General features: G+C 73.5%; 9 protein-coding genes. 4 read left to right on the plus strand and 5 right to left on the minus strand.

Features of this window, described 5'->3' with window-relative positions:
• Nucleotides 1–278: 278 nt before the first annotated feature.
• Together ACWPWW_RS11725 and ACWPWW_RS11730 are read right to left on the minus strand one after the other, a co-directional pair.
• Entirely contained in the window at nt 279–1,172 is an 894-nt protein-coding gene (locus ACWPWW_RS11725) for an alpha/beta hydrolase family protein (RefSeq protein WP_454051803.1), read from the minus strand.
• Between the two features lie 99 nt (nt 1,173–1,271).
• The gene (locus ACWPWW_RS11730; protein ID WP_454050552.1) at nt 1,272–2,018 is read right to left on the minus strand and encodes an MFS transporter; all 747 of its coding nucleotides are present in this window, start codon (nt 2,016–2,018) and stop codon (nt 1,272–1,274) included.
• A 347-nt stretch (nt 2,019–2,365) separates the two neighbouring features.
• On the opposite strand from ACWPWW_RS11730, the gene ACWPWW_RS11735 reads away from it, so the two are divergent.
• Complete coding sequence (locus tag ACWPWW_RS11735) at nt 2,366–2,518, plus strand: hypothetical protein (RefSeq protein ID WP_454050553.1); 153 nt, start codon at nt 2,366–2,368, stop codon at nt 2,516–2,518.
• Here ACWPWW_RS11735 and ACWPWW_RS11740 read toward each other — a convergent pair.
• Genes ACWPWW_RS11740 through ACWPWW_RS11750 form a run of 3 tightly spaced genes read right to left on the minus strand, consistent with a single transcriptional unit; the run spans nt 2,502 to nt 7,547 of the window.
• Entirely contained in the window at nt 2,502–5,450 is a 2,949-nt protein-coding gene (locus ACWPWW_RS11740; RefSeq protein ID WP_454050554.1) for a glycoside hydrolase family 2 TIM barrel-domain containing protein, read from the minus strand. The two genes, ACWPWW_RS11735 and ACWPWW_RS11740, sit on opposite strands and share 17 nt — an antisense overlap.
• Nucleotides 5,447–6,397, minus strand: coding sequence for an N-acetylglucosamine kinase (locus tag ACWPWW_RS11745; RefSeq protein ID WP_454050555.1), 951 nt, complete (start codon nt 6,395–6,397; stop codon nt 5,447–5,449). Before ACWPWW_RS11745 ends, ACWPWW_RS11740 begins: the two co-directional genes overlap by 4 nt.
• A complete protein-coding gene (locus ACWPWW_RS11750) occupies nt 6,390–7,547 on the minus strand; it encodes an ROK family protein (RefSeq protein WP_454050556.1) in 1,158 nt (385 codons plus the stop codon). The genes ACWPWW_RS11745 and ACWPWW_RS11750 overlap by 8 nt, the downstream gene beginning before the upstream one ends.
• 288 nt (nt 7,548–7,835) lie before the next feature.
• On the opposite strand from ACWPWW_RS11750, the gene ACWPWW_RS11755 reads away from it, so the two are divergent.
• The 3 genes from ACWPWW_RS11755 (at nt 7,836) to ACWPWW_RS11765 (ending at nt 11,015) form a co-directional block, all read left to right on the plus strand.
• Complete coding sequence (locus tag ACWPWW_RS11755) at nt 7,836–9,092, plus strand: ABC transporter substrate-binding protein (protein ID WP_454050557.1); 1,257 nt, start codon at nt 7,836–7,838, stop codon at nt 9,090–9,092.
• A 65-nt stretch (nt 9,093–9,157) separates the two neighbouring features.
• Nucleotides 9,158–10,117 carry a carbohydrate ABC transporter permease gene (locus ACWPWW_RS11760; RefSeq protein ID WP_454050558.1) on the plus strand — a complete coding sequence of 320 codons (960 nt, stop codon included), beginning with the start codon at nt 9,158–9,160 and terminating at the stop codon, nt 10,115–10,117.
• Nucleotides 10,107–11,015, plus strand: coding sequence for a carbohydrate ABC transporter permease (locus ACWPWW_RS11765; protein ID WP_454050559.1), 909 nt, complete (start codon nt 10,107–10,109; stop codon nt 11,013–11,015). The genes ACWPWW_RS11760 and ACWPWW_RS11765 overlap by 11 nt, the downstream gene beginning before the upstream one ends.

Below are 11,015 nucleotides of genomic sequence, written 5' to 3' on the forward strand. Positions count from 1 at the left end.
GGAAGTCGTGGAGGGGACGTTCGGTCTCTACGGTCAGGCGCAGCAGCCCCCGCGGATGCTCGGCGTCGGTGTCGGGATCGAGGCGCTCGACGGTGAGCAGGTGCAGGTTCTGCGGCCCAGCAGCTGATCGGCGACGGAGCATGGCCCTGTGGTGTCGGCGAGGGTGCTCGGGCTGCAGGAGGAGTGCAGGGTACAGCCGTTCGTTGGTCACTGACTGGGCCAGGAAGGTCCGCGACCGGGCCCGCCGCGGGAGACGGTTGAGCCCGGCCGCGTCGGGTCTACTTGCTGTCGATGCTGAAGACGCCGGAACTGGCTGCGGCCTTCTCCTGCAGGTCCTGCCATGCGCTGGCGTCAGCATGGAGGGCGTCGAGGAGGTAGGCGGCCACGGCGTCGGCGACGAGGGCGACGCGGGAGGGGTCCTCGTCGCTGGTCTCGCGGACGGCTTCCCCGGCGACGCCGCCGAGGGTGTGCTCGCCGTCGGTGATGGTGAGCATGGCCTTGGGGGCGGGGCTGAGGTGGTAGGCGTCGGTGAACCAGTCCGGTCCGCGGGTGGACATCGCCGACTGGTCCTTGCCGCCGGTGATGATCAGGGCGGGGGTGGTCATGGTGGAGTAGCCAGGGCGCATGAACGGCAGGTGCTCCAGCGCGAACGGGGTCAGGGTGTCACCGGTGCCGGTGGTGGCGATGAGCGCGCCCGCCTTGACGGTGGGGTGGGTGAAGTCCTCCCCCGGGGCGCCGTCGGCGTCCAGGACACGGGCCCCGAGCAGGGCCCCGGTGCTCTGCCCTCCCCAGGAGTGCCCGACGACGGCGACGCGGCCCGCGTCGACGCGGGGAGACAGGCCGGGGACCTGGCCGAGGACGTCATCGAGGTGATCCAGGACCGCGTGCAGGTCGGCGATGCGGACCCGCCAGATGGTGGAGAAGCGCGGGTCACTGAAGCCGATGCGGTTGCGGCGGGAGTCCAGGTGGGTGGGCTGGACGACGACGAACCCGGCGGCCGCCCAGCGATCCACGAGGGGTTCGTAGCCGTCCATGGACCAGGCGTTGCCGTGGGAGAAGACGATGACGGGCAGGTCCTGGCCGTCGACGGGTGCGGTGACCTTGACCTGCAGGTCGAGGCCGCGGTCGACGCCGTGACCGGTGGTGGGAACTGTGATGGGCTTGACCGCGATGAGCGCGCGATCAGGGTGACGAGCTGCCGGCCCGTGGTCCCGGCGGTGCTCCGGTCCACCGCTCGTCCCTGCCCCGCAGGGCCGCGGACGCCGGGTCGCTCAGGTGAACCTCCGGACGGCGCGCCCCGCGCCGGCACCCGCGACGAGGACGACCGCGACGGCGCCGATCGCCCAGGGCAGGCCGACGAACTCGGCGGCGGAGCCGATGAGCGGCGGGCCGGCGACGTTCGCCAGAGACGACAGCGACGTGACCGCCGCGATGCGCTCGGCCGCCCGTCCCTGCCCGGCCGCGATGCTGACGGCGACCGGGACGGCCAGCGCGGCGCCCAGGCCCCAGACCGCCGCTCCCGCCCACGCGACCCACGGTGCGGGCGCGGTGGTGAAGGCGATGACGCCGAGTGCGGACACGAGCGCCGAGGTGACCAGGGTCGCCGAGCGTCCGAGCCGGTCGACCAGGGGCCCGCCGATCAGCCGGCCCGCGGTCTGCGCGACCAGGAAGACCGAGACGAACATCGCGGCGCGCGTCTCATCGACGCGCAGCTCGGCGACGGCGAGCGGGGCCATCCAGTTGTTCGCGGCGCCCTCGGACAGCGCCGCGCCGAACACCACGGTCCCGAGCAGCAGGGTCGGCGTCTCCAGCCACACCCCGCCGCGCCGGGCGCGCGCTGGCGTCGAGCCGGCCTCGCCTCGGAAGTCCACCCGGACGGTCTGGATGGGCAGCTGAGCGTCGCGGCGCAGCGCCAGGCTGATCGCCCCCCGGGCCAGCGCTGCGAGGACCGCGAGCAGGACCAGCTGGGGTGCAGGTCCCCACCCGACGCCCGCGGCGACCCCCCCCGAGCGCGGCACCGCCGGCGGCGGCGATCGAGTACGCGGCGTGGAACTGCGGCAGGATCGTGCGCCCGACCCGTCGCTCCGCCTCCGTGCCGAGCACCGCCTGGGGCACGTTCGTCAGGGCGAACGCGGCGCCGTGCACCGCGGCCGCCGCGAGCAGCCCGACCACCGACCGGGCGTGCAGGGCGACCGCGAGCCCGGCGTACGCGGCGACGAACCCGACGGTGGCGCCGGCGTAGGCTCGCGGCGCCCCGGCGCGCTGCACCCATCGGCCGGCGAGCGGGATGGTCACGAGCGTACCGAGCGCGTTCGCCATGAGGAACCGGCCCAGCCCGCCGGCGTCGAGACCGGCCTGCTCGCCGATGGCCGGCAGGCGGACGTTCCAGGCCGAGAGGCTGAACCCGTTCACGCAGTACGCGGCCAGGACGATCGCGCGCAGCCGCCAGGCGCGCACCCTCGCCGGGGACGTCGCGCCGGCGTCCGGGTCCCGCGTCGCGGTCACGAGCCCGCGCTGAGCACGAGCCGCAGGACGTGCCGCGAGGGCGGCAGGCGGTGCTGCGGCAGCACCCCCTGACCGCACGACGCCGTGCCGACCCCCGAGCGGGCGGCGTCCACGGAGAGATGGGTCGAGGTGGCGGCGGGTAGCGCGTCGTCGTGGGTGGTGGCGGCGACCGTCGTCCGCGACCACGGGCGGACGGTCAGCGCGGCCCGCTCCGTGCGGACGCGCAGGTCCGGTGCGTCGCCTCCCGTGACGACCAGGGCGTCGTCCAGCACGCGGGCGCCGTGCTCCTGGGGCCGCACCGTCCGCACCGCGAAGGCGTCGCGGTCGGCCGCGTGCGTGCCCCAGGCCGCGCCCTGGCCGGTGTCCGGGTACTGCGGGCCGGGCCCGTAGCCGGTCCAGCGGACCTCCCGCGTCGGGTGGTCGAGCCGGAGGTCGACCCCGACGCGCGCCCAGTCGCAGGGCCACGTCCCGTACGGCTCGACGGTCAGCTCCAGCGCGAGGCCGCCGTCGTCGGCGCTCCAGCGCCAGGTGCAGTCCGCTCCGGCGTCGAGGACCGGAGGCCCGACCCGGGTCCGGGCGACGACGCCGTCCGTCGTGAGCTCGAGCGCGAGCAGGCGGGAGCGCAGGTCGTCCAGGCGAGCGGCCGCCCACCGGTCGGCGACCGGGGGCAGGTCCGGCTCGTCCCAGCCGACGCCGCGGTCGTTGTCGGTCGGGGCGCGCCACAGGCCGAGGGCGACGTCGTGCAGGTCGAGCGTGCCGAGCCGCACCGGCATCCCGGTGGTCGGGTCGATCAGCGCGCGACCGAGCCGGATCCCGGATGCGGTCGCGGACGGCGCGACGGGTGCGGCGCCGACCACGGGCACGGTGGGCGGTGCGACCCGCTGGGTCCACGCGATCTCGTGCGCGGCGGGCGCCCACGGCGTCGCCTCGCGGGTGCGGGCGGTCACGGTCACGGTCGCCCCCGCCACCGCGGTCGGGAGGTGCAGTGCGACGTGTGCCGCGGTCCCAGCCGCCACCGCGGGGACGTTCAGGGCCGTGGCGTGCTCGTGGCCCGGTGCGTCGGACCACCAGGCGATCTCGAGGTCGCCGGTGTCGCGGGTGTGCCGCACGTTGCGCACGGTGAGCAGCCCGAGGTCGTCCGCCAGGTCCAGCCGGACGGGCGCGAACACCTGCGCGAGGTCCGCCAGCGCGGGGCCGGGGGTGCGGTCGGCGTGCACGAGGCCGTCGACGACGAAGTTCCCGTCGTGCACCCGCTCGCCGAAGTCCCCGCCGTACCGCCAGCGCGGGCCGTCGTCCCCGGTAGCCGGTGCGGCGGGGTCGAGGAGCGCGTGCTCGACCCACTCCCACACGAACCCGCCGGCCAGACGCGGGTACGTCTCGAACAGCTCCTGGTACTCGGTCAGCCCTCCGGGCCCGTTGCCCATGGCGTGGGCGTACTCGCACAGGACGAACGGCAGGGAGCGTCGGTGCGGCTCGGCGTCGGTGGTCCCGCCGGCGGGCTCCGTGGCGATCGCGAGGACCTCGTCGGTGGTGGCGTACATCCGGGAGTAGACGTCGACGTACGTCGAGGACCAGTCCCCTTCGTAGTGCACCAGCCGGTCGGGGTCGCGCTCAGCGACCCAGCGGGCGGCGGCCGCCAAGTTCTGCCCGGTCCCCGCCTCGTTCCCCAGCGACCACATCAGCACGCTCGGGTGGTTCTTGTCCCGCTCGAGCGTGCGCTGCACCCGGTCCAGGATCGCCGGTCCCCACCGCGGGTCGTCGGAGGGGTTGCCGCGCCACTCGACCAGCTCGAAGCCGTGCGTCTCGAGGTCGTTCTCCAGGACGACCAGGAGACCGAGCTCGTCGGCGAGGTCGAGCAGGTCGGCGCGCGGGGGGTAGTGCGAGGTCCGGACGGCGTTGATGTTGTGCCGCTTCATGAGCAGCAGCTCGGCGCGGTCGTCCTCAGTCGTCACGGCCCGGCCACGGACCGGGTGGTGCTCGTGCCGGTTGACCCCGCGCAGCAGCACCGGGCGGCCGTTGAGCAGCAGGACCGCGTCCTCGACGTGGACGGTCCGGAACCCGATCCGCAACCGCACGGTCTCCGTGCCGGTGCGGACGGTCGCGTCGTACAGGTGCGGGTCCTCGTCGGACCAGGGCCGCACCGCGGCGATCCGGTGCTCGACGCCGACCTCCGCGCCGGTCAGGCCGAGCGCGGGCACGTCGAGCAGCGGAGGCCCCGCGTCGCCGTCCTCGGTCTGCACGTCGACGCGCAGCATGCCCGAGCCGGCACGGTGGTCGTAGCCGGCATGTGCGAAGACGTCCCGGACGCCGCCTGCCGGACGGGCGAGGAGGGTGACCGACCGGAAGATCCCGGGCAGCCACCACATGTCCTGGTCCTCGAGGTAGCTGACCGCCGACCACTGCGCGACGCGCACGGCCAGGACGTTCTCGCCGCGGTGCAGCAGCCCGGTCGTGTCGAGCTCGTGCGTGAGGCGGCTGCCGCGCAGGGTGCCGAGCTCCTCACCGTTCAGCCACACCGTGGCGGCGCCCTCGACACCCTCGAACCGCAGCACGCTCGGGTGGGCGAGGACGGCGTCGTCGGCGGTGAACACGAGGAGGTGGTCGGCGATCGTGTTGTCGTCCGGCGGGTGCGGCGGGTCGACCGGGAACGGGAACTGCAGGTTGCTGTAGGCCGGACCGCCGTGCCCCTGCAGCACCCAGTGCCCGGGCACCCGGACGTCGGACCACGCGGCGGGGTCGCTCGGCGCGGCCCCCGGTCGGGTCCAGCCGTCGTCGACGACGTGGCGCGGCGACGGCCAGGTCCGCACCCGCCAGATCCCGTCGAGGCTGTGCCGCGGCGCGTCGGACCGCAGGTGCGCGCGGGGCGCGCGCGTGCCGCGCGGCGGGTCGGTCGACGCCAGGTCCGTGACGAGGTCGGGCGTGCGCAGGTCGGTGCCGGGGCTCACAGCGTCGCCGCCAGCGCGAGCGCGCCGTCCACCGGCGGTGCGGTGAGGACCTCGAGACGGAGACCCGGGGCCTCCTCGGCCAGTCGCGCGGCGAGCAGCTCCCGCAGGACGGGCTGCTGGGTGATGACACCCCCGGCCGCCACGACGACGTCTCCGACCGCCCCGCGCCGCCGGAGCGCGGCGATGTTGCGGGCGAGGACGTCGGCGGCGTCGCGCAGCACCCCCTCCGCCAGCGTCGACCCGCCGGCCGCTGCCTCGAAGACGAGCGGCGCGTGCACCCCCCAGGAGATCGCCGGCTGCAGCGACACCGCGAGTGCGAGGTCCTGCAGCGTCGTGACGGCGTACGCCCCGCAGAGCGCGCGGACCGCGGGGTCGGCGAGCGTCGCCGTCGGCGTGCCCCAGTCCGCGGACCGCAGCGCGGCGCGCACCAGCTCGCGCACCAGCGCCGGTGCGCTGCCGTGGTCGGCGAGCACGGCGCCGTAGCCGTCGGCGCTGAGCGCGGTGCCGTCCGCCGCGGTGCCGAGCAGCGCCGCTCCGGTGCCCACCACGAGGGTCAGGCACTCGGTGTACCCCGCGGCGGGGCCGAGCAGGCCGGCGTCGTTCACGACGAGGACGGGGCCGGGGGAGTGCCGGACCAGCTCGGCCGTCGCGAGCGCCTGCTGGGCCGGAGTGTCGACCCCGTGCATCCCGTAGGCGACCCGGGCGACCGCGCCGGCGGGCACGACTCGCGCGACGAGCGCAGCCAGCCGGGCGAAGTTGTCGGTGCCGGCGAACAGCGAGCCGTCCCGCCAGTCCGCCGAGGGCACGACGACGTCGGCGCGGCCGCCGTCGGGCCCGAGGGCCACGACGTGGGTCTTGGTGCCGCCGACGTCGACGCCGACGGTCGCGGTGCGCGCACCGCGGGTCGTGCGAGAGCGGTCGACCCGCTCGGGCGCGATCTCAGGCAAGGTAGACGGATCCCTTCGTGCGCCGGGCCATGAGCTCGCCGACGCCGGCCAGGGCCGCGTCGGTACCGAGTCCGGACCGGTGGATGGTGGGCGGGAACGGGATGCGGCCGGCCAGGCGCTGCTCGAGCTGGCGGACGACCCAGTCGCCGTCGGCCGGCAGTCGCCCGTGCAGCACCACGACCGAGGGGTCGATCACCGTCGCCAGGGCGATGACGGCGAAGGCGAGGTGGTCCAGCAGCTCGGCGGCGAGATCGGTCGCGAGCGGGTCACCCGCGGCCGCGGCGGCCAGCAGCGCGGCGGCGTCGGCCGGCGCGCCCGTGCCGGCGTACCGGGCGGGGACGGCGCCGATCCGGGACTCCAGGTCGCCCTGGCGCGCGAACACCCGGCCGAACGCCGAACGATCGGCGACCAGGTACCCGATCTCCCCGGCACCCGAGCGGGCGCCGCGCACCAGCGTGCCGTCGGAGACGATGCCCGCGCCGACACCGACGCCGAGGACGACGGCCACCAGGCTGTGCACGCCGTCCCCGGAACCGCGCGCCCACTCGCCGAACGCGATCGCGTTGGCGTCGTTCTCGACCAGGGCGGGCAGACCGAACCGGTGCCCGACGATGGAACCGACGTCCAGCTGCTGCCAGCCGAGCTCGGCCGAGTTGGACACGCGTCCGTGGTCGTCGACGACGCCGGGGACCACGACGGCGATCCCGAGGCAGGTGCGCCCGGCGTCCGCGGCACGGGCGACCAGGTCGCCGATCAGCGTGAGCAGCGCGTCGAGGTGCGCGCTCGGGTCCGCGTCGCGCGCGGTGGCACGGTCCACGCGGTCGGTGCGCGAGCCGTCCAGCCCCATGAGCATGCCGCGGGGCCCGGCAGCGGTGACCTCGACGGTGACGATCACCCGCCGTTCCCCGGCGAACCTCAGGAGGGTCGAGGGGCGTCCACCGGACGAGCGTTCGACGCCCGCGCGCGCCACCAGCTGCTCCTCGAGCAGCGCGGCGCACAGCCGGTCGATCGTCGCGGGGGACAGGCCGGTCACGCGGCGCAGCGCGGACCGGGACAGGGGACCCTGCGTGCTGAGCGCGTCGAGCACGGCGGTGCGGTTGATGTCCGTGACCGTGCGCGTGGTGGCGGTGCGCGCCGCGTTCCTGACCACTGCTTCCGCCTCTCCGTGACTTTGCTATCAGTGCGAGATAAAACCATCCCCGCGACGGTCCGGCAAGCCCCATCGGCCCCGATGTAGCGGCTGTGTGACGCCGGGTAAATTCTGTGTTTCGTGCCGCAGGTCCGGCGGACGGCGCCTTGAAATCTTTGCCATCGCACTGATAGCAAAGGCCACCACGCGCTACCTCCGGATCGTCGGGGACGCGCCCCAGTCCGCTCCCCGCCCGTCCTTCCCGCCGCCCGGCAACCCGGGCGGTGGTCCCCCGAGAGGTCAGGAAACGTGAAGCTCCGCACCCTTACCGCGACGTCGGCGCTGGCCGTCGCCGCGCTCACCCTCACCGCCTGCGGCGGCAGCTCCGAGGCCGCGTCCGACGGGCCGGTCTCCCTGGAGTTCGTGCTGTCCGGCGACGCCAACCAGGGCGGTGGCTACCAGGCCATGGCCGACAAGTACGAGGAGGAGACCGGCGTCCACGTCGAGATCGTCGACGTGCCCTACGACGACCTCGTCACGAGGCTCCGTTCCGGTGCCCAGGCCGGCGACCTGCCCGCGCTGGCCCGTGCCTCCGAGATCGACCCGCTGTGGGAGTCGCAGCTGCTCGACCTCACCAGCGTCGCCGAGGAGCGCGACGTCATGGAGTCGCTGCTCGTCGAGAACGAGGACGGCGAGATCAAGGCGCTGCCCAGCGACCTGACCGCCGTCGGCCTGTTCCTCAACAAGTCGCTGTTCGACCAGGCGGGCGTCGCCTACCCGGGCATCGACGACGAGCCGTGGACCTGGGACGAGTTCACCGCGGCGCTCCAGGAGGTCCAGGCCGCGACCGGAGCCCGGTACTGCATGGTCATGGACGGCTCCGCCCACCGGCTGCGCTCGTTCATGTACCAGTTCGGGTCCCAGGGCGTGCAGCCCGACGACGCGGGCACCTGGGCGCTCGACGAGGAGGGTGCCGAGGCGCTCGAGTACTTCGCCGCGATGAACGACGACCAGCTCATGCCGCGCTCGGTGTGGCTGTCCGGTGAGGACCCCTCGGCGATGTTCAAGAGCGGGCAGGTCGCCGCGTACTACTCCGGGGTCTGGCAGATCACCGACTTCTCCCAGAACATCACCGACTTCGAGTGGACCACCGCCCTCATGCCGGCGCAGCCCACCCGCGCCACCAACCTCGGCACCAACTGGATGGTCGCGTTCGACGGCACCGGCGTGGAGGAGGAGACCCAGGCGTTCATCGACTGGATGTACACCCAGGAGAACTACGCCGAGCTCTCGGAGATCTCCGGCTTCCTGCCGGCCGTCGAGGGCCTGGACGTCGCGTACGCGGACAACGCCGAGGCGTTCGACATGTACTACGCCGAGATCGAGGCATCCGACCCGATCGCCGGTGACCAGGCCACGACCGCGCTGCGCAACGGGTACGAGGGCCTGGTCCTGGAGTACGAGCCGCTGAAGGACGAGACGGTCAAGTACCTCAACGGCGAGCAGGACCTCGCCACCACCGTGCGCGAGATCGGTGAGCAGACCACCGAGGCGTACGCCGACTGACCCCGTGCGCCGGCCGCCCGTCACGGGCGGCCGGCGCACCCGCCCGCTCCACCCGGGAGGACCTGATGACCCTGGCACACGCACCCCGTGCGGACGCGGCCCCCGTCGCGGCGCCATCGCCCACCGTCCCTGCGCCGCGACCGCGCCGCCGCCCGTACGGGAAGTACACGCTCGCGCCGCTCCTGCTCACCGCGGTGGTCATCGCGCTGTTCGCCCTGTTCTTCGTCTGGCCCGGGGCGCTCGGGCTGCTGTACTCCTTCACCGACTACCGCGGCATCGGCGACCTCGAGTTCGTCGGCCTGGATAACTACACCGAGCTCGTCGGCGACAGCGACTTCTGGTCGGCCCTCAGCCGCACCGCGGTGTACGTGGTGCTGTCGGTGCCGGCGACGGTCGCGCTCTCGCTCGGCATCGCGGTGCTCCTGACCAACAGGTGGGCCCGCGGCACGGGGTTCGCCAAGGTCGTGTTCTTCATCCCGTGGCTCGTGTCGCCGATCGTCACCGGCGTCGTGTGGCGGTGGCTGTTCGGCGAGAGCTTCGGCATCGTCAACGACGTCCTCGGCCGTCTCGGGATGGACCCGCTGGCCTGGAGCTCGAACGCGAACCTCGCGATGGCCGTCGTCATCATCGCCACCGCCTGGGCCAACACCGCGTTCAACATGCTGCTCTACGTCGCGGCGATCCGGAACGTCCCGGTCTCCTACTACGAGGCGGCTCAGCTCGACGGCGCCAACGCCTGGCAGCGGTTCCGTGCCATCACCCTGCCGGGCATCGCCCCGACGACCTTCATGGTCGTGCTGCTGTCGACCATCGGGTCGATGAAGGAGTTCGCCATGGTCCAGGCCCTCAACGGCGGCGGGCCCGGCACGGAGAACCGCCTGATCGTGCAGTACATCTACGAGACCGGCTTCGACCGCGCCCAGGTCGGGTACGCCAGCGCCGTCTCGATGGTCCTGATGGTGATCCTGCTCGTGGTCGCCCTCGTCCAGCTCCGCTTCGAGAAGAGGATCCGCGATGGCCTCTGAGACCACCTCCGCGCCCGCCGCCCCGACCCCGCCGACGCCCGACCGTCCGCCGCTGCGGATGCGCCGCGTGCCGCTGCGGGTGCGGTTCGCCCGGTCCCTGCCGTCGACCGTCGTCCTGGCGGTGCTCGTCGTGCTGTTCCTGTTCCCGCTGGTCTGGTTCTTCCTCAGCTCCGTGAAGCCGGGCGGTGAGCTGTTCCGGTTCCCGCTGACCATCTGGCCCGAGACCTGGACGTTCGACGGCTACCTCCGCGCCTGGGAGCGGGTCGACTTCTCCCTGTACTTCCGCAACACCTTCGTCGTCGCCACGATCACCACCGTCCTGACGGTGTTCTTCAGCGCCGCGACCGGGTACGCCCTGGCGAAGTACCGGGCCTGGTGGCTCAGCGCCCTGTTCGTCTGCATCCTCGCCACGACCATGCTGCCCACCGAGGTCATCCTGACCCCGACGTTCACCGTCATCCGCGACCTGGGCCTGTACAACTCCCTCGCGGGGATCATCGTGCCGTCGGTCATCACCGCCTCCGGCATCTTCATGTTCCGGCAGTTCTTCCTGACCGTCCCCGACGAGCTGCTCGACGCCGCCCGCATCGACGGCGCCAAGGAGCTCGCGATCTTCTTCCGGATCATGCTCCCGCTGGCCAAGCCGATCGCGATCACCCTGGCGATCTTCAGCTTCCAGTGGCGGTGGAACGACTACATCTGGCCGCTGATCGTCCTGGCGGACCCCGACCAGTTCACGCTGCAGGTCGCCCTGCGCAGCCTGGTCGGCGCGGAGAACATCGACTGGACGCTGCTGCTGCCGGCCTCGGTCATCTCGATCATCCCGCTCGTCGTGATGTTCTTCGTGGCCCAGCGGTACGTGCTGAGCGCCGACCTCAACTCCGGCCTGAAGGACTGA

It is taken from the genome of Cellulomonas sp. Marseille-Q8402 (assembly GCF_965119525.1).

Excerpts from the sequence above, each read along its gene's own strand:
- ACWPWW_RS11735 (WP_454050553.1), top strand. The coding sequence starts at position 2,366 with ATGGCCGGCAGGCGGACGTTCCAGGCCGAGAGGCTGAACCCGTTCACG.
- ACWPWW_RS11760 (WP_454050558.1), top strand. The coding sequence starts at position 9,158 with ATGACCCTGGCACACGCACCCCGTGCGGACGCGGCCCCCGTCGCGGCG.
- ACWPWW_RS11765 (WP_454050559.1), top strand. The coding sequence starts at position 10,107 with ATGGCCTCTGAGACCACCTCCGCGCCCGCCGCCCCGACCCCGCCGACG.